The 17,294-nt window shown below is 71.2% G+C and carries 20 protein-coding genes and 2 pseudogenes; 10 read left to right on the top strand and 12 right to left on the bottom strand.

All coding sequences use genetic code 11. From position 1 onward, the window contains the following. Both ACFY0O_RS27270 and ACFY0O_RS27275 read left to right on the top strand, forming a co-directional pair. A pseudogene (locus ACFY0O_RS27270) lies at positions 1–632 on the top strand (hypothetical protein); the annotation flags it as partial. After that, positions 625–981, top strand: a complete 357-nt coding sequence (locus ACFY0O_RS27275) for a hypothetical protein (RefSeq protein ID WP_388951277.1) — start codon at positions 625–627, stop codon at positions 979–981. The pseudogene ACFY0O_RS27270 and the gene ACFY0O_RS27275, both read left to right, overlap by 8 nt. 57 nt (positions 982–1,038) lie before the next feature. Here ACFY0O_RS27275 and ACFY0O_RS27280 read toward each other — a convergent pair whose 3' ends face one another. The 4 genes from ACFY0O_RS27280 to ACFY0O_RS27295 all read right to left on the bottom strand — a co-directional run bounded on the left by ACFY0O_RS27280 (position 1,039) and on the right by ACFY0O_RS27295 (position 5,258). Further along, positions 1,039–2,355 (bottom strand): hypothetical protein, encoded by a 1,317-nt coding sequence (locus ACFY0O_RS27280; RefSeq protein WP_388951647.1) that lies wholly within the window; start codon positions 2,353–2,355, stop codon positions 1,039–1,041. Further along, positions 2,345–2,896, bottom strand: a complete 552-nt coding sequence (locus ACFY0O_RS27285) for a DUF6114 domain-containing protein (RefSeq protein ID WP_388951280.1) — start codon at positions 2,894–2,896, stop codon at positions 2,345–2,347. The genes ACFY0O_RS27280 and ACFY0O_RS27285 overlap by 11 nt, the downstream gene beginning before the upstream one ends. A gap of 114 nt (positions 2,897–3,010) precedes the next feature. Further along, positions 3,011–3,655, bottom strand: coding sequence for a DUF6230 family protein (locus ACFY0O_RS27290; protein ID WP_042810711.1), 645 nt, complete (start codon positions 3,653–3,655; stop codon positions 3,011–3,013). Positions 3,656–4,274: 619 nt separating this feature from the next. Beyond that, a complete protein-coding gene (locus ACFY0O_RS27295) occupies positions 4,275–5,258 on the bottom strand; it encodes a tetratricopeptide repeat protein (protein ID WP_388951282.1) in 984 nt (327 codons plus the stop codon). A 251-nt stretch (positions 5,259–5,509) separates the two neighbouring features. Here ACFY0O_RS27295 and ACFY0O_RS27300 point away from each other — a divergent pair, with 251 nt between their 5' ends. Then, complete coding sequence (locus ACFY0O_RS27300) at positions 5,510–6,142, top strand: TetR/AcrR family transcriptional regulator (protein WP_388951285.1); 633 nt, start codon at positions 5,510–5,512, stop codon at positions 6,140–6,142. 79 nt (positions 6,143–6,221) lie between these two features. On the opposite strand, the gene ACFY0O_RS27305 is transcribed toward ACFY0O_RS27300, so the two are convergent. The 4 genes and pseudogenes from ACFY0O_RS27305 to ACFY0O_RS27320 all read right to left on the bottom strand — a co-directional run. After that, on the bottom strand, positions 6,222–7,922 hold the full coding sequence (locus ACFY0O_RS27305; protein WP_388951287.1) for a methylmalonyl-CoA mutase: 1,701 nt from the start codon (positions 7,920–7,922) through the stop codon (positions 6,222–6,224). Positions 7,923–8,039: 117 nt separating this feature from the next. Further along, complete coding sequence (locus ACFY0O_RS27310; RefSeq protein WP_358892343.1) at positions 8,040–8,369, bottom strand: DUF3817 domain-containing protein; 330 nt, start codon at positions 8,367–8,369, stop codon at positions 8,040–8,042. Between the two features lie 50 nt (positions 8,370–8,419). After that, positions 8,420–8,929, bottom strand: a complete 510-nt coding sequence (locus ACFY0O_RS27315) for a MarR family winged helix-turn-helix transcriptional regulator (RefSeq protein ID WP_388951650.1) — start codon at positions 8,927–8,929, stop codon at positions 8,420–8,422. 42 nt (positions 8,930–8,971) lie between these two features. Beyond that, positions 8,972–10,279: pseudogene (locus tag ACFY0O_RS27320) on the bottom strand (MFS transporter); the annotation flags it as partial. Between the two features lie 120 nt (positions 10,280–10,399). Here ACFY0O_RS27320 and ACFY0O_RS27325 point away from each other — a divergent pair. Then, positions 10,400–11,401 carry a DUF5937 family protein gene (locus ACFY0O_RS27325; RefSeq protein ID WP_388951290.1) on the top strand — a complete coding sequence of 334 codons (1,002 nt, stop codon included), beginning with the start codon at positions 10,400–10,402 and terminating at the stop codon, positions 11,399–11,401. A gap of 10 nt (positions 11,402–11,411) precedes the next feature. Here ACFY0O_RS27325 and ACFY0O_RS27330 read toward each other — a convergent pair whose 3' ends face one another. Continuing rightward, positions 11,412–12,044: a TetR/AcrR family transcriptional regulator gene (locus ACFY0O_RS27330; RefSeq protein ID WP_388951292.1), complete on the bottom strand. Its 633-nt coding sequence runs from the start codon at positions 12,042–12,044 to the stop codon at positions 11,412–11,414. Next, positions 12,041–12,721, bottom strand: coding sequence for a DUF4166 domain-containing protein (locus tag ACFY0O_RS27335; protein ID WP_388951294.1), 681 nt, complete (start codon positions 12,719–12,721; stop codon positions 12,041–12,043). The genes ACFY0O_RS27330 and ACFY0O_RS27335 overlap by 4 nt, the downstream gene beginning before the upstream one ends. Before the next feature lie 228 nt (positions 12,722–12,949). Here ACFY0O_RS27335 and ACFY0O_RS27340 point away from each other — a divergent pair, with 228 nt between their 5' ends. Together ACFY0O_RS27340 and ACFY0O_RS27345 are read left to right on the top strand one after the other, a co-directional pair. Continuing rightward, positions 12,950–13,273 carry a ribbon-helix-helix protein, CopG family gene (locus ACFY0O_RS27340; RefSeq protein ID WP_388951297.1) on the top strand — a complete coding sequence of 108 codons (324 nt, stop codon included), beginning with the start codon at positions 12,950–12,952 and terminating at the stop codon, positions 13,271–13,273. Positions 13,274–13,284: 11 nt separating this feature from the next. Continuing rightward, on the top strand, positions 13,285–13,758 hold the full coding sequence (locus ACFY0O_RS27345) for a hypothetical protein (RefSeq protein WP_388951299.1): 474 nt from the start codon (positions 13,285–13,287) through the stop codon (positions 13,756–13,758). A gap of 41 nt (positions 13,759–13,799) precedes the next feature. Here ACFY0O_RS27345 and ACFY0O_RS27350 read toward each other — a convergent pair whose 3' ends face one another. Together ACFY0O_RS27350 and ACFY0O_RS27355 are read right to left on the bottom strand one after the other, a co-directional pair. Continuing rightward, entirely contained in the window at positions 13,800–14,096 is a 297-nt protein-coding gene (locus tag ACFY0O_RS27350; protein WP_388951302.1) for an MTH1187 family thiamine-binding protein, read from the bottom strand. Continuing rightward, positions 14,093–14,437: a DUF3817 domain-containing protein gene (locus tag ACFY0O_RS27355; RefSeq protein ID WP_358892348.1), complete on the bottom strand. Its 345-nt coding sequence runs from the start codon at positions 14,435–14,437 to the stop codon at positions 14,093–14,095. The genes ACFY0O_RS27350 and ACFY0O_RS27355 overlap by 4 nt, the downstream gene beginning before the upstream one ends. A gap of 160 nt (positions 14,438–14,597) precedes the next feature. Between ACFY0O_RS27355 and ACFY0O_RS27360 the strand changes: the two genes are divergently transcribed. From ACFY0O_RS27360 to ACFY0O_RS27375, 4 genes are all read left to right on the top strand, one after another. After that, a complete protein-coding gene (locus ACFY0O_RS27360; RefSeq protein ID WP_388951304.1) occupies positions 14,598–15,236 on the top strand; it encodes an AIM24 family protein in 639 nt (212 codons plus the stop codon). Further along, the gene (locus ACFY0O_RS27365) at positions 15,236–15,886 is read left to right on the top strand and encodes an AIM24 family protein (RefSeq protein WP_079429815.1); all 651 of its coding nucleotides are present in this window, start codon (positions 15,236–15,238) and stop codon (positions 15,884–15,886) included. Before ACFY0O_RS27360 ends, ACFY0O_RS27365 begins: the two co-directional genes overlap by 1 nt. A gap of 11 nt (positions 15,887–15,897) precedes the next feature. Beyond that, positions 15,898–16,692 (top strand): AIM24 family protein, encoded by a 795-nt coding sequence (locus tag ACFY0O_RS27370; RefSeq protein WP_358892451.1) that lies wholly within the window; start codon positions 15,898–15,900, stop codon positions 16,690–16,692. 85 nt (positions 16,693–16,777) lie between these two features. Then, positions 16,778–17,254, top strand: a complete 477-nt coding sequence (locus tag ACFY0O_RS27375) for a MarR family winged helix-turn-helix transcriptional regulator (RefSeq protein WP_388951653.1) — start codon at positions 16,778–16,780, stop codon at positions 17,252–17,254. Positions 17,255–17,294: the final 40 nt, after the last annotated feature.

Here is a 17,294-nt window from a genome sequence, read left to right on the forward strand (position 1 = left end):
AACTCTTCCGGATAGGGCTTGGGCACAGCGACATCCTTCCCACCTGCCCCACAGGGCAAGCCAGTTCAGATGTCACCCGATCGTGCGGCAGACCCAAGATCCCGGCCGTCGCCAAGGTGATCTATAAGGTTGGCAAGGGCGTCAACGCCTTCCTCGATAGTCTGGAACGAGCCCGGTCCACTCTCGAACGGCTGCGCAAACTCCTCGACACCCTCAAGGCTGGCCAGACCGTCGCTGCCTGCCTGGCACCGATCGCAGACGTGGTACAAGGCGCGGCCGCAAAGAGCTCGACCAGACTCTCTCCTGCTGCGGTACAGGCGGGCGCAAAGCCCAAGTTTTGCGTCACCTCGGCACTCGGGAAGGGAACACGCCTTGCCAAGCTCGCCGAGAAGTCCACGCAGAACCAAGCGGTCCAGAAGGAGATGAACGTCCTGATTAACAAGCTCATAGCTGGGAACGACAATCCTGGCAGGGGGACCAAGGGCCTACCAGGCGGGATCCGCTACCTGCGCGGCGATGCAGGTGCCAGACTCTTCTTCCGGCAGGTCGGCGACGGCTGGGAAATCGTCGGAAAGGCAGACAAAGCCTTGGAAAGCAACGTGATCGCCGAGCTGGGGAAGCTCTATGGCTGACGACCCGTTCGTAGTAGTGCAGACCAGGGGGTTCTCCGTCACCTACACCCTGGGAATCGACGACACCGCCGACTCGGTGGAGGACGTGGACGCAGTCGTCACAGCGCCCGATGGCTCCAGGCGGACAGCAAGCCTGATGACCCATCGCAGGCTGGAAGAGATCATGCGCCGCCGGCTGCAGACCGGAGAAAGTGCCCATGGCCTCTACCTTCGGATCCCAGACTTGATCATCATGCGCGAAGGTGGTCTCGAGGCAGCAACCGAAGCCCTGATCGACCTCTTCGAGATCTACGGCCTGGACAGCGACATTCTGCCCCACTGCGCACCCGATAAGGAGATCGAAGCGTAGAGAGCGGCGACCCTTGACTGGACTTGTCCAGTCAAGGGTCGCCGCGTTTTTCGGGGGTCACCCCTCCGGGGGGCCGATGTAGTTGTGCAGGCCCGGGACCGTGAGGTTGCCGCCGAACTGGCCGGCCTGGACGACCTTGACGTTGGTGAAGAACGCGAAGGGGACGTTCAGGGGCGGCGGGCTGTTCGGGGTGAACTCGATCGGGATGAGCCCGAAGAGGTTGCCCTTGAGGCTCTCCGTGTACATCGTGACCTTGCCGTCGCGGATCTTGGACGTGGAGCCCGGGCGCGACTTCAGGTGGGCGACGTTCCCCGTCTTGCCGACCGTCTGGTACAGGTCCTTGATGTCCAGCGAGTCCGCCGTGAACTTCAGGACCTTCTTGATGTGCCCGCCCGCCGTCTTCACCTCGACGATGCCCTCGTAGTCCAGGCCGTAGAGGGTCAGCAGGGAGCTGTCCAGGTACCAGGGCTCGTCGGGCAGGAGCGGGATGCCCTGCTCCAGCTTCGCGTCGGCCAGGGCCTTGGCGTCGAAGGTCGGGCAGGGGAAGGGCTGCTTGCCGTCCGGGTCCGCCGTGGTGGAGGCGGAGGGGGAGGGCGAGGCGGCGTCCGCCTTGTCCGCGTCCGTGCCGTCCGCGTCGGCGGCCGTCTTGCCCGTCTCGTCCTTGGGGGTCTTGACGGTGTCCTTGACGGCCTGCGGCAGCTCCTCGACCGTGGCGCCGGCCTTCTTGGCGGCGTCCCGGATCGCGTCCGCCGTCGGGTCGGGGGCGGGGGTCTTCGGAGCGCTCGGCGTGCTGGGGGCGGGCGCCGGCTTCTGCGCGCCCTGGAGGGGCTTGCCGAGGCCGTCGACGAGTCCCTTGAGGGCGTCCCCGACACCCAGCGGGTCGAGCGGGTTCGTCGCCTTCGTCGCCGCGGGGGACGGGGAGGCGCTCGCGGACGGCTTGGCCGGCGGGGTCTGCTGCTGCGGCGCCTTGGGGGCCTCGGGCCGCTTCGCCGGCGGGGTCGCCGCGGGGCTCGCACCGGGCTTGGGCTCCTTGCTCGTGTCCGGTGCGGGGCTCGCGCCCGGCGACGTACCCGGCGAGGGCGACGCGGACGGGGAGCCGGACGGGGACGGCGAGGCCGACGCGGAGGGCTCGTCGGAGCGCGTCACGCACGGGCCGGGCGCGAAGGGGATCTCCTTGTCGTCCGCCAGGGCCAGCTTGGGCGCCATGCCCATCCCGACGAGCACGGCCGTCGGCATCGCCGCGAGCGCCATCGTCTTGCCGACGGGTATCTGGAGCTTGTTCAGCAGCGACTTCCTGGGCGCCGCGTGGCGGCCCTTTCTCTCACGGGACTCTGCGCCTGGGGCCACGCCCCGCTGCGTCTCGTCACCCCGCACTGTTCCTCCCGCCATCGGCGTGGGCAGTCTTCTCGGTCAGGTACGGCGTTTCCGTCCCGCGGGGTGCCGGGATGCCCTGGAAGGCGTCCACGGGCGCCGCCCCGGCGGCTCCGTCCTCCTCGGGCTCCTCCTCCACCGGGACGCCCGGCGCCCAGGCCAGCGCGAGGCAGCCGCCGACCATGGAGGTGAGGAAGCCGATGAAGAAGCCGCCGAGGTTGGACAGCGGGATCGACACGAGGGCCAGCAGGATCGCGGCGACGCCCGCGAAGACGCGGATGCCCTTCTGGAACCACAGGGCCAGGCCCAGGGTGATCAGCAGGATGCCGATGATCAGCGAGGCGGAGCCGCTCGTCGTCACCATCGCGAGGGTGACGTTGCCCAGCCGGATGTCCGCGAACGGGAAGTAGACGATCGGGACCCCGCCGAGGAGCGTGAACAGGCCGGCCCAGAAGGGGCGCTCGCCCCGCCAGGCCCGGAAGCGGTAGTGCGCGACGGTGAGCCAGTGATCGTCTGCGGCGTGAACCGGGGCCTGGGGGTTCATGGACAACAGCTCCCTGGAAACGGTGGTACGGAGAACTCTGTGGAGCCCGGACGGGCGCCTGGCGGCTGCCGCCGCCGCACGCCCGACCGGTCAGTCACACGTCCGGGACGAGGCCTACTTCTCGTCCTGGTAGCACGGCTGGTTGCCGCTGAGCAGACGCAGCTTGAGGTCGGGCAGCGTGAAGGTACCCGCCGTCGTCGCCCACGCCTTCTGGCGCACGTTGGTGAGCGTGGCCTTCTTGGCGCGCTGCGAGAACAGGCCGCCGTCCGCCACCGTGCCGGGGACCGGCTTGGTGACGTGGCTGCCGTCGCCGACCGCGACACCGATGTCGAGCTGGTCGAACTTGGCGTCCGCGTCCAGCTCGGCGACGTCGAGGTAGATGTTCTCGGCGACGGCCGGCTTGCCCTTGTTGCCGGTGTGCAGCTGGAGGGTGATGGCGCCGAGGCCCGGCACCGGGGTGACCAGCGACTGGCACATGTTGGTGATCTCGGCGCGGCTGAAGCCGGAGATCGTCACCGGGTGCTTGCTGATGTCCTTGCTGCCGAGGGTCGCACCCTCCGCAACGCTGCCGTACTGGATCAGGTTGTCACCGACGAGCTGGTCGGCCGACACCTTGAAGTCCTGGCCGGAGACGCTGAACGAGGCCGCGAGGGCACCCTGCGCCAGACCCACACCGACCGCGGCCGTGGCCGCGATGGACGGCACCATGACGAGCGCGAAGCGCTTCCATCTGGTCCCGCCACGAACCTGAGAACTCATTTCGTTCCTCCTTCTCGGACGTACATCTCCGGTCCGAGCTGAGCCCGGCCTGGGATGGGAGAAGTGCTACGTCCTCGGGAAGGAGCGCAGGCGGCCGAGGCGCGGCGCAGCCGCGTCCGATACACCGGCGATCACCCCCGAGCGACAACCACTGGGCCACGCGTTCGCGCAACCTGGAGGACAGGCCCTGCCGGTGTGGCAGAGACCCCCCTGTCCACGGCCGGTGTGCGTGCCACCGGCCCACCCGGTGGGGACCCTCCACCGCGGCCGCCGCCTGATGAGCGGGGCTGCGGGAAGGACCGAGCGTCGCCGATGCTGGTCCATTCCAGGCCGGGGCACAAGGGGGGTCGTTACTCGCGGGTAACGGCTGGGTAACCGGGGTGCCGCCCTACGCCACACAGCGGCCACACAGGGTGTCACCCTGGGCCACGACAGAAGGGTCAAAGAAGGAACCAACCGGACAGAACACGGGGCTCCGTTTACTACGAGTAACAGCGGCCGCGATTACCAAGTTTTGGCAAAGTGCGGCCGCTGTTTATCTCCGTGTCAACAAATCGCCGGTCACCCGGCGGATCCCGCTCCAGCCGCAGCCGGGCCGGGCTCCAGAACGGGCGGCGCCCTAGAACAGCACGCGCGCCAGCGCCGTGCGGGCCGCGGTCACCCGGGGGTCGTCGGCGCCGATGACCTCGAACAGCTCCAGCAGCCGCACCCGTACGGAGTCCCGGTCGTCACCCGCCGTCACCCGCACGGTGTCCACCAGGCGGGAGAAGGCGTCCGCCACGTGGCCGCCGGCCAGGTCCAGGTCGGCCGCGGCCATCTGGGCGGCCGGGTCGCGCGGGTTCTCGGCGGCGGTGGTGCGCACCGCCTGCGGGTCCATGTGCTGCACCCGGGAGAGCAGCTCGGCCTGGGCCAGGCCCAGCTTGGCCTCGGTGTTGGCCGGGTCGTCCGCGAGCACGTTCTTGTACGCCTGCACGGCGCCGCCCAGGTCGCCCGCGTCCAGCGCGTCGACCGCCGCCTGCAGCAGCGCGTCGTACGGGCCGGCCGGCACGGGGGCCGGGGCCGCCGGGGCGCCCGTGGCGTCGGGGTCCACCTGGATGCCGAGGATGCCGAAGCGCTCCTCGGCGACCTGGACCAGCTGGGCCAGGGTCTCGCGGATCTGCTGCTCGGGGGCCGCGCCCTGGAACAGCGGCAGCACCTGGCCGGCGACCACGGCGAACACGGCCGGGATGCCCTGGATGCCGAACTGCTGCATCAGCATCTGGTTGGCGTCGACGTCGATCTTCGCCAGGAGGAGGCGGCCGTTGGCCTCGACGGTCAGCCGCTCCAGGAGCGGGCCGAGCTGCTTGCACGGCTCGCACCACTCGGCCCAGAAGTCCAGGACGACCGGGACCTCGTTGGACAGCTGGAGGACGTCGCTCTCGAAGCCGGCCTCGTCGACGTCGATGACGAGGGCGGACGGCGGGACCGCGCCGCCGGGCGCGCCTCCGCCGGTCTGGCGGGCCGCCTCCGCACGGGCCTGCTCGGCCTTCGCCTTGGCTTCGCCGGCCGCCTTCACCGCGGCGAGGTCGACGACGCCGCTCATGGACATGTTTCTGGGCTGCATGCGTACATCCTCCCCCGTGTGCGCGCGCCGACGAAAAGGATCCCGGAAGATCCCGTGCGAAACGTCGTTTCCGACGTTCGCCCCACTGGTGTGGCGCCGGGTCCCCACCTGGCGCCGGTAGCTCTTCGCGTGGTTGCCGCTCTTACGCTACGAGCCGTAGCGTAACTCCCCCGGGCGCCGGACGCCCCGTGATCTGAACCACACCTCCGGGGCCCCCGACGGTTCCGCTACTGGCGGGTATGGTCTCGGCCATGCGCAACCCCTGCCACCGCACCACCCCCTCGCCCGGCCGCACGGGCCGCCCCCGCAGCGCGGCTGCGGACGCGGCGATCCTCGCGGCGACGCGGGACGCACTGGTGGAGCTGGGCTGGTCGAAGCTGACGATGGGGGACGTCTCGGCCCGGGCCGGCGTCGCGAAGACCACCCTCTACCGGCGCTGGGCGGGCAAGAACGAGCTGGTCGTGGACGCGGTGGCGGAACTGTTCGACGCCCTGGAGCTGCCGGACCGGGGCTCGCTGGAGGCGGACATCGAGTACGTGGTCCTGCAGTTCGCGGAGCTGCTGCGGCGCCCGGAGGCCCGGACGGCCCTGATGGCGGTGGTCGCGGAGTCCACCCGGGACGAGGCGCTGCGGGACCGGATCCGGTCGGCGATCGTGGACCGGCAGAAACGTCTCGTCGTACTGGGTCGCGAACGGGCGCAGGCCCGCGGGGAACTCCCGTACGAGGAGGACCAGGTACTGGCGGGGCACACCACGGACCTGATCTTCGACGTGATCGCGGGCACGGTGGTGCACCGGGCGCTGGTGAGCTCCGAACCCGTGGACGAGGGGTGGGTTGCGGCCTTCACCATGCTGCTGATGCACGGCCTGACCGCCCGCGCCTGAGGCGGCGGACACGGCGGAGGGCCGGCCGCGCGGGTTCCCCGGGGGATCCGCGCGGCCGGCCCTCCGCCGTGCCGGGGGCCTAGAAGCCCGGGGGCTCGGTGTAGGTGCCCCACTCGTCGCGCAGGACGTTGCAGATCTCGCCCATCGTGGCCTCGGCCCGTACGGCGTCCAGCATGGCCGGGATCATGTTCGAGCCGTCGCGGGCGGCGTCGAGCATGGCCTTCAGGGCGGCCGTCACCTTGGTGTCGTCGCGGCGCTCCTTGCGGGCGGCGAGCACCCGCACCTGCTCGCGCTCCACCTCGTGGCTGACGCGGAGGATCTCCAGGTCGCCGGTGACGGAGCCGTGGTGGACGTTGACGCCGACGACGCGCTTGTCGCCCTTCTCCAGGGCGCGCTGGTACTGGAAGGCCGACTCGGCGATCTCGCCGGTGAACCAGCCGTCCTCGATGCCCCGCAGGATGCCCGAGGTGATGGGGCCGATCGGGTGCTGCCCGTCCGGGTGGGCGCGCAGGCCGCGCTCCTTGATCTGGTCGAAGATCTTCTCGGCGTCGGCCTCGATGCGGTCGGTGAGCTGCTCGACGTACCAGGAGCCGCCCAGCGGGTCGGCGACGTTGGCGACGCCGGTCTCCTCCATCAGCACCTGCTGCGTGCGCAGCGCGATCTCGGCGGCCTGCTCGCTGGGGAGGGCGAGGGTCTCGTCGAGGGCGTTGGTGTGCAGGGAGTTGGTGCCGCCGAGGACGGCCGCGAGGGCCTCGACGGCGGTGCGCACCACGTTGTTGTAGGGCTGCTGGGCCGTCAGGGAGACGCCGGCGGTCTGCGTGTGGAAGCGCAGCCACATCGACTTCTCGTTCTTCGCGCCGTACACCTCCTTCATCCAGCGGGCCCAGATCCGGCGGGCGGCGCGGAACTTGGCGATCTCCTCGAAGAAGTCGAGGTGGGCGTCGAAGAAGAAGGAGAGGCCGGGCGCGAAGTGGTCGACGTCCAGGCCGCGGGAAAGGCCGAGTTCCACGTAGCCGAAACCGTCGGCGAGGGTGTAGGCGAGCTCCTGCGCGGCCGTGGCCCCGGCCTCGCGGATGTGGTAGCCGGAGACGGACAGCGGCTTGTAGGCGGGGATGCCGTTCGCGCAGTACTCGATCAGGTCGCCGATGAGGCGCAGGTGGGGCTCGGGTTCGAAGAGCCACTCCTTCTGGGCGATGTACTCCTTGAAGATGTCCGTCTGGAGGGTGCCGTTGAGCACGGACGGGTCGACGCCCTGGCGCTCGGCGGCGACGAGGTACATGCAGAAGGCGGGGACGGCCGGGCCGGAGATCGTCATCGAGGTGGTCACGTCGCCGAGCGGGATGTCCTTGAAGAGGACCTCCATGTCGGCGGCGGAGTCGATGGCGACGCCGCAGTGCCCGACCTCGCCGAGGGCGCGCGGGTCGTCGGAGTCGCGGCCCATCAGGGTGGGCATGTCGAAGGCCACCGAGAGCCCGCCGCCGCCGGCGGCCAGGATCATCTTGTAGCGCTCGTTGGTCTGCTCGGCGTTGCCGAAGCCGGCGAACTGCCGGATGGTCCAGGTCCGGCCGCGGTAGCCGGTGGCGTGCAGGCCGCGGGTGTAGGGGTACTCCCCCGGCCAGCCGATGCGCTCGAAGCCCTCGTAGGCGTCTCCGGGCCGGGGGCCGTAGACGGGATCGACCTCATCGCCGGAGAGCGTGGTGAAGTCCGCGTCCCGCTTGCGGGCCTTGTCATAACGGGCCTGCCAGCGGCGGCGGCCCTCCTCGATGGCGTCAGCGTCCATACCTTCGAATTTACTAGGACGTCCTAGTAAATGTCGATGGCAAACCCCCGGGGAGTCTCCGCCGGGGGTGTGATTTCCAGCCTTGCTACAGGCCCGCGCGAGCGGGCCGCGACGCCGCTACGCGCCGACGGTCACCGGGGCGTCCTCGACCAGCGGCTCCACCTCGGCGCGCACGCCGCGCTCGACGAAGAAGGCCGCCAGCGGGATCGTGCCCGACGCCAGGACCCACAGCAGCTTGCCGAAGGGCCACTTGGCCTTGGAGCCGAGGTCGAAGGCGAAGACCAGGTAGATCATGAAGAGCACGCCGTGGACCTGGGAGACCGCGAGGGTCAGGTCGGCGCCGGTGTCGAAGCCGTACTTCGCCACCATGCAGGCACAGAGGATCAGGAGCATGACCGCGGTCACGTAGGCCATGACGCGGTAGCGGGTCAGCACGCTTCGTTTCATGCCGTCGAGCGTAACCGCCCGATTTGCTCGATCTTGACGCACCCCGGCCGTCAGCTCTCCTCGAAGTCGGCGGCGGCCACCCGCAGCGGCCTTAGCAGGGCGAAGATCTCCGCGCACTCCTCGGCGTCGTAGGCGCCGAGGCCGAAGTCGACCGCCATCAGGTCCTTGGTCGCCGCCTCGACGACCTCGCGGCCCTTCTCCGTAATCGAAGCGAGCGTGCCGCGCCCGTCCTGCGGGTTGGGCCGCTTGGCCACCAGCCCGGACCGCACGAGCCGGTCCACGGTGTTCGTCACCGAGGTCGGGTGGACCATCAGGCGCTCGCCGATCTTCGACATCGGCAGCTCCCCGGCCTGGGAGAACGTGAGCAGCACGAGCGCCTCGTACCGGGCGAAGGTCAGCCCGTACGGCTTGACCACCGCGTCGACCTCGCCGAGGAGGATCTGGTGCGCGCGCATGATCGAGGTGATCGCGGCCATGGACGGCACAGGTCCCCAGCGCTGGCGCCACAGTTCGTCGGCACGGGCGATGGGATCGAAGGGGAGGCTGAGCGGCTTCGGCATCCACCAGACCCTACCGGTCGGTCCATTTCCGGCGCCGCCCGTCTCATGCTTCGGCCCACCCCGCGGGGCCCCGGTGGCGCGCAGCTCCGCCAGCAGGACGAGGATCACCGGGGTACCGAGCACGGCCGCCCCGGCGACGACGGCGTGCGGCGGGAAGACCTCGGCGGCGGCTCCGGCCAGGGCCATGCCCACCCCCTGGAGGGTCATCACCCCGGTGCTCAGCAGGGTCATCGCCCGGCCGCGCAGTTCGTCGGGGACGGCGTCCACGTACATCCGGTCGACGCCCAGGGCGTGGGCGTGCGCCAGCCCGGCGAGGACCAGCGCCGCCGCGACGGCCACCGGGCCGGGGCGCAGCGCGTACAGGAGGAAGGGCAGCAGGCAGACGGCGGCCAGCGGGGTGGTGATCCGCGCGCGGGTGCGGGCGCTGAGGGCGGAACCGGCCCAGAGTTCACCCGCGATGGTGCCCACGGGAAGGGCGCACATCAGGATCCCGAGGGTGACGGTCCCGGCGCCGATGCCCTCGGCGTAGGGGGTGAGCAGGGCCTCCGGCACGACGGTGAAGGCGGACGGGATCCAGCACAGCAGGGTCAGGGCGCGCAGCCTGCGGTTGCCGAACACGGCGCGCAGCCCGCCGAGCGCGGAGTGCCGGGCGGCCCCGGCGCGGGCGGGCCGGGGCCGGGTGCCCAGGCGCAGCAGCAGGGCGGAGGCCAGGAACCCGGCGGCGGTGAGGGCGATGGCTCCGCGCGGGGAGACGACCGTCAGCAGCAGGCCGCCGAGGCCGAAGCCGGTGAGCTGGGCGCTCTGCGCGACCATCCGCAGCAGCGAACGGCCGAGGACGAAGGCCTCGCCGGAGCCGAGGATGTCGGCGAGGGAGGCGCTGCGGGCGCCCTGGAACAGCGGCGCGACGAAGGCCATGGCGCAGCGCAGGACGAGGATCCCCGCGACGGGCGTGCCCGGCCAGACCATGGCCGCCGCGCAGGCGGCGCAGATCAGGTCGCAGGCGGTGAGCACGCGCCGGGCGGGGTGGCGGTCGGCGATCCCGGCGAGCAGGGTGCCGCCGAAGGCGTAGGGGAGGAAGCCGAGGGCGAAGGTGAGCGCGCTCATCAGCGGGGAGCCGGTGGCTCGGTAGACGAGGACGGTGAGGGAGATCTCGGCGACGACGACGCCGAGGACGGACATCAGGTGCGCGGCGAAGACGGCGGGGAACTCGGGGACCCGGAACACCTCCCGGTACCCGGGGGCCGCGCCGCCGGAACCGGCCCGCGCGACAGGGCCCGGGGGTCCGGGGGCGGGGCCGTGCGGGGTGGTCCGGGGTACGGGGCCGGCGGGGGTTTCGGGGTCGGTGGGCATGGACGCAGCCTCCCGGGGCCGGGGCCGGCCGCGTAGTGATTCGCGTGGGGGCGAATGTTGGGGCAGAGTCCTCGCGGAAGGCGGCAACGTACCGCACCGCACGGAGGGAGGCGGCCGGCCATGGGACTGCTCCACCACTTCGGGCACGAGGACCTGCTGCGCTGCCGGTTCGCGCTGTCGCCCCTGTGGGAGACCCAGGAGGCGGTCCGCACCCTCAAGCGGCCCGACCGGCAGGGCTACCACCTGCCCTGGCTGCGCGGGATCCGCGCGGCGGCCGCCGGGCTGGACCTGCGGCCGCTGTGGCTGCTGATGCCCCGGCGCGGGCACAGCACGGACTTCGTCAGCCCGCCGCCGGCCGGACCCGGCGTCTCCTTCGCGGAGGAGCTGGCGCTGGTCCGCGCGGCGGACCCGGACGAGGCCCGCGAGGACATGCGCCGCTCCCTCGCCTGCACCCCGGGCGCGCTCGACAGCGAGCTGGGCCGCCACCTGCTCGCGGACCCGGCCCGGTCCGTACGGGAGCTGGCCGACCTGCTGGAGCGGGCCTGGACGGCCCTGGTCGAGCCGCACTGGCCGCGGCTGCGGGCCCTGCTGGAGGCGGACGTCCTCTTCCATTCGCGCCGGCTCGCCGCCGGCGGGCTGGAGGCCCTGTTCGACGGGCTGCACCCGGACCTGTCCTGGGACTCCGCGTCCCTCACCCTGACCATCACCCGCCCCTCGCCCACCCACCACGAGCGCGTCCTGGGCGGCCAGGGCCTGCTGCTGATGCCGAGCGCCTTCGTCTGGCCGCAGATCGCGGGCGGCTTCGACCCGCCCTGGCAGCCGACCGTGGTGTACGCGGCCCGGGGCATCGGCGCCCTGTGGACCCCGGTGCGCCAGGACACCCCGGCCGCGCTGGCCCGGCTGCTGGGCCGGGCCCGGGCCGACGTGCTGTGCGCGCTGGAGGAGCCGGCGTCCACCACGGCGCTGGCCCACCGGCTGGGCCTGGCCCCCTCCACGGTCTCGGCCCACCTGCGGATCCTGACGGAGGCGGGCCTGCTGATCCCGTCCCGCCACGGCCACCAGGTCCACTACGAGCGCACCCCGCTGGCCATAGCCCTGTCCTCGGGCACCCCGTCCACCTGACGTCCCCGCCTCAGCCGCGCGTGCCCCGGCGGAGGCCGTGGCGGACGGCGCGGTGGCCCAGGGGGCCGAGGCCCTCCAGGACCGAGGCCAGGGCGGCCAGCTGTTCCAGGGCGTCCAGGGCGCGGCCGGCCCCGTCGGGGTCGACCCCCTCGTACAGCTCCATGCCGACGAAGGAGGCGGCCGTGGCGCGGGCCAGGCCCGCCGGGTCGGCGAAGCCGGCCAGCGGGGTCGCCGCGAGCAGCCGGGTGAGGACCGCCTCCAGTTCCGCGATCCACAGGCCGAGCCCGTCGGCGGTGGCGGCGGCGAGGGCCGGCGAGGACTGCGCGGCCGCCAGCAGCTGGCCGAGCACGGCGACGTAACCGCCGGCCCGTTCCTCGGCGTGCATCGCGCGGGCGAACTCCAGCAGTTCCGCCAGACTGCCCAGCGCGGCGAGCCGCTCGCGGTAGCGCGCCACCCGCTGCGCGGCCCCGTACCGGCAGGCCTCGCCGAGGAGTTCGTCGACGGAGCCGAAGTGGTAGAAGACCAGCCCCTGCGCGACCCCGGCGGTGGCGGCGATGTTCCGGGCGGAGGTCTTGGCGACGCCCTGCTCGACGAGGGTGCGCAGGGCCCCTTCGAGGAGCTTCTGCTTGGTGGCCGCGCTCATGCCCGGGCCTCTTCGCGGACGGGCCGCAGGCCGCCGCGGACCCCATGGGTGCGGACGTCCACGTACCGGGCGGTGAAGCTGCCCTCGTAGCCGAAGAGCGGCCCGACGTACCGGTTGGCCACCCGGACGCGGATCCGGAACCGGCCGGTGGTCTCGTCGAAGGACTCGCGCACCTCGGCGTCCCCGCCGATCGGGGCGGGCACCCGGACGTCCAGGCGGCCCTCGCGGAAGCGGTGCTCGCCGGAGCGGATGAGCAGGGAGCCGTCGGGCTCGGCGCTCATGTGCAGGTCGCTGGCGAGGTGCTGGTGGGTGCCCAGGTAGTCGAGGATGGAGCCGCGCTCGGGGCTGTGGATCATCGTGGCGTCGAACCGGCGCGGACCGCCCGGCAGCCGGAAGGTCCGGACGAAGGTGACGGTCTCGCGCCCGTACGAGTCGGCGTAGGGCATGTTCTCGATGACGAACGGGACGTCGCGCCCCTCGCGCGGCACCAGGATGTTGCGGGTCCCGCCGAGCCGCAGGAAGGGCTTCACGAAGCCGCGGCCGTGCCAGATCCGCTCCATGGTCCCGTGGCCGACGCAGCCCTGCCCGCTCTCCAGCCCGACCGAGAACCGGCGCTGGAGCTCGGGGTGCAGGCGGTCGAAGTCGGCGCCCATGTGGGCGCGGAAGATGGACGTCACGACGGCTCCAGGGTGGTCGGCGGGCGGGGGTTCGCCCCCCGGCGCCTCGTGTTGAGCGATCGCTCAAACGGGACCTTAGGCGGGTTTGAGCGATCGCTCAAGCGTGAGCCCGGTCACACTGGGTGCGCCCGGGTACGCCGCGACGGGCGGGGGGCGCCCTGTTTCCACCCGGACACCACGGGGTGAGCCAGGCTTGGCGGAGCGTAATACGCGTCATACACTTTGACTGTGGCCAAAACCAGGATCAGCATCAGCCTTGAGCAGGACCAGGCCGAGCGCATCAGGCGGCATGCCGAGCGAGCCGGCTTGGACGTCTCCGCCTACCTCGTACACGCCGCGACGCGGCAGATGGCGGAGACCGAAACCATAGAGGCGCAGTTCGCGGGCGTGGACGCCTTGATCGCTGCGGCTGAAGCCGAGGCTGCGGGCGCGTCGCAGGACGACACGGCTCTCGGGGCACTGACCGAGCAGGAGCGGCAGGAGGTCGAGGCGGCCCTCGATCTCGTCTACGGGGCAGATCGGCCCGGTGCGCGTTCCGGAAAGGCCGCGTGAGCGCGGGGAGGGTGCCCGTCTACGACACCGGGATGCTCATCGCTCTCGCCGATCGCAAGGCCAAGGCGGTTCACCTGCACGAAGCCCTGAAGGAGACCCCGCACCGGGCCCTTGTCCTCGGGCCGGTGCTGGCTCAAGTGTGGCGTCCCAACCCGGCGCTGGTACATGCGCTGGCCACGACGCTCAAGGACTGTTCCGTGCCACAGGCAAGGACTTCGGCCCCACCGATGCGCGAGACGAAGGCCGGCCGTCCGGAGTGCATCTCCTGCGCGATGGGCTTCGACCTCACGGACTGGCGCAGAATCGGTACCGCCCTCGGGGAGGCCGAACTGCCCCCGAAGAAGCGGCCGGACGCCGTTGACGCCTGCGTGGCCCTGGCCGCCGCCAAGCACGGCAGCGCGGTGATCTTCACCAGTGATCCGGAGGACATCACCGCGTATCTATCAGTGCTTCAGCCGCCCGATGTGCACGTCCATGCCGTGTGACACGTTCGCGCCGTGCGGGCGGGTCGGGCAGCGCCCGGGGCTCAGCCCCGGGCGAGGTGGCGTTCGACCGTTTCGACCTTCGAGGTGATCCCGTCGGTGACGCCGGGGCGGATGTCGGCCTTGAGGATGAAGGAGACCCGGGGGGCCCGCTCCTCCACCACGGCGACCGCGCGGCGGACCACGTCCATCACCTCGTCCCACTCGCCCTCCACGGTCGTGAACATCGCGTCCGTGCGGTTCGGCAGCCCCGACTCGCGCACCACGCGGACCGCGTCGGCGACGTACTCGCCGACCTCCTCACCCACCCCCAGCGGGGTCACCGAGAACGCGACGATCACGCCCGGGCCGCCTCACGCGCGCGGGCGGCGACGACGGAGTCGGCCTCGTCCCGCTTGAGCACCCGGTCGCCGTACAGGCCGCCGAAGGGCAGCAGGGCGAGCAGGAAGAAGAGGGCGACCTTCTTCAGCGGCCACTTGGCCTTGTTCCACACGTCCAGCAGGAAGACCGCGTAGATGACGAACAGGATTCCGTGCAGGATGCCCAGCGGCATCATCAGGTAGTCGATGTCCGAGATCCGGCTCAGCAGGGAGCCGAAGATCAGCAGGGCCGGGAACGACAGCGCCTCCGGGACGGAGATGAGGCGCAGCCGGTGCAGGGCGGAGGCGGTCTTGATGTCCACGTGGAACCTTCGGGGCCGGGGACCGGGGGTCCGTCCCAGTGTCTCAGCCGCTCCCGGGGATCTTCGGGCGGGGGGCCGGAAGCCCCAAGCCCGGCGAATGTGGCGTATATCGACCTCCGGACCCTGTTCGGTGCCGCCCGGTGCCGATACCGTCATCCCCGTGGCTCAGTTCCGACTCCAAGGCAGCAAGGTGCTGGCCGTCGAGCTGACCGGGGACGCCGTGAAAGCGAAGAACGGCTCCATGGTCGCGTACGACGGGCAGATGGCCTTCAAGAAGATGACGGGCGGCGGCGAAGGCCTCCGCGGGATGGTGACGCGCCGGCTCACCGGCGAGCAGATGACCGTGATGGAGGTACAGGGGCACGGCACCTGCTACTTCGCGGACCGCGCGAGCGAGATCAACCTGGTCGACCTGCGCGGGGAGAAGCTCTACGTCGAGTCCAGCAACCTGCTGTGCACCGACTCCTCCCTGCGCACCGGCACGACCTTCACCGGCCTGCGCGGCGCCAGTACGGGCAACGGGCTCTTCACGACGACCGTGGAGGGCTCCGGCCAGGCGGCGATCATGTCCGACGGCCCGGCGGTGGTGCTGCGCGTCAGCGCCCAGTACCCGCTCTCGGTGGACCCGGGCGCGTACATCGCCCACACCGGCAACCTCCAGCAGTCCTTCCAGTCGGGGATCAACTTCCGGACCCTGATCGGCGAGGGCTCGGGCGAGGCGTTCCAGATCCGCTTCGAGGGCGAGGGCCTGGTCTACGTGCAGCCCAGCGAGCGCAACACGATCGGGGGTGACATCTGATGCCGTTCCGCGAGATCAACTCGAAGATGGTCGAGGCCCAGGTGGTCCCCGGTCAGAAGATGTACAGCCAGCGCGGGGCGATGCTCGCCTACCGCGGCGAGGTCTCCTTCACCCCGAGCATCACCGGCGGCCAGGGCGGCGTCATGGGGATGATCGGGCGCCGGGTGGCGAACGAGCAGACCCCGCTGATGGAGGTGGAGGGCAGCGGCACGGTGATGTTCGGCCACGGCGGCCACCACATCCAGGTGATCAACCTCCAGGGCGACACCCTCTACGTGGAGGCGGACCGGCTGCTCGCCTTCGACGGCACCCTCCAGCAGGGCACGATGTTCATGGGCTCGCAGGGCGGCGTCATGGGCATGGTGCGCGGCCAGGTGACCGGGCAGGGCCTGTTCACCACCACCCTCAAGGGCCACGGCGCGGTCGCCGTGATGGCCCACGGCGGGGTCATCGAGCTCCCCATCACCCCGAACCGGCCGGTCCACGTCGACCCGCAGGCGTACGTGGCCCACCACGGGGACGTCAGGAACAAGCTCTCCACCGCCCTCGGCTGGCGCGACATGGTGGGGCGCGGCTCGGGCGAGGCGTTCCAGCTGGAACTGTCCGGCCAGGGCGCCGTCTACGTACAGGCCTCGGAGGAGAAGCTGTGAACTTCGGCCCCGTGAGCGGCGGGCCGGGCGGCCCGACGGTCTTCGACCCGTACACGCTGCCCTCCGACGACAACGTGAACAAGTACACCTTCTGCGTGGAGCTCAAGGGGAACCAGTGGTTCCTGCAGAAGGGCAAGATGATCTCGTACTACGGGCGCATCGAGTTCAACGGCATCGGCAACGGCCGCTTCGACCGGCTGCTGCGCACCAGCTTCCACTCGCCGCTGCACGCGAGCGACTGGGTGGTGGCGGAGGGCCAGGGCAAGATGCTGCTGGCCGACCGGGCCTTCGACGTGAACTCCTACGACCTGGACGAGGGGAACCTGACCATCCGGTCGGGGAACCTGCTGGCGTACCAGCCCTCGCTGGCGCTGAAGCAGTCGATCGTCCCGGGGTTCCTGACGCTGATCGGGACCGGGAAGTTCGTGGCGGCGTCCAACGGTCCGGTGGTCTTCATGGAGCCGCCGCTGCGGGTGGACCCGCAGGCGCTGGTGGGCTGGGCGGACTGCCCCTCCCCGTGCCACCACTACGACCACGGCTACATGTCCGGCGTGATGGGCGGGCTGCGCGCGCTCACGGGCATCGGCGGCGCCTCGGGCGAGGAGCACCAGTTCGAGTTCGTGGGGGCGGGCACGGTGCTGCTCCAGTCGAGCGAGATGCTGATGGCGGAGCAGTCGGTCGGCGCGGTGGGCGCCGGTGCGGAGGCCCAGGGCGTCCCCGGGGCCGGCCAGGGTCCGCTGGGGCAGCTGGGGGTGCCGCGGATGCCGGGGCAGCTCGGCGACCTCCAGCGGCGGCTGGGGCTGTGAGAGGACCCACACCTCCCCCGCCGGGCAGATCTTCCGATTTTTGTACGTAATTCAACTTCTTAGGTAGAGTTCATTCATGGAGACGATGGAGACCGAGACCGCCACACGCTGGCTCACCGATGCCGAACAGTGCGCCTGGCGCACCCACCTGGACGTCAGCAGACTGCTGATGCACCAGCTGGAAAAGGATCTCCAGCCCTTCGGACTCACCAACAACGACTACGAGATCCTGGTGAACCTCTCGGAGTCGGAGAACCACCGGATGCGCATGAGCGACCTGGCCACCGCCACCCTGCAGTCCAAGAGCCGGCTGTCCCACCAGATCACCCGCATGGAGACCGCGGGCCTGGTGCGCCGGGTCAACTGCGAGTCCGACCGGCGGGGGCTCTACGCCGTCCTCACCGACGAGGGCATGGAAACCATGCGCAAGGTCGCCCCGCACCACGTGGCGTCCGTCCGGGAGCACTTCATCGACCTGCTCCCCCCGGAGGCCCTCCAGGCCCTGCGCGCCTCGCTGACCCCCGTGGCGGAACACCTGCGGGGCACGCGCGGCAAGATCTGAACCCGGCGCTCAAGGCGCCGTACCCGGCGGTCGGCCGGAG

It is taken from the genome of Streptomyces sp. NPDC001594 (genome assembly GCF_042893675.1).
Lineage (GTDB): Bacteria > Actinomycetota > Actinomycetes > Streptomycetales > Streptomycetaceae > Streptomyces.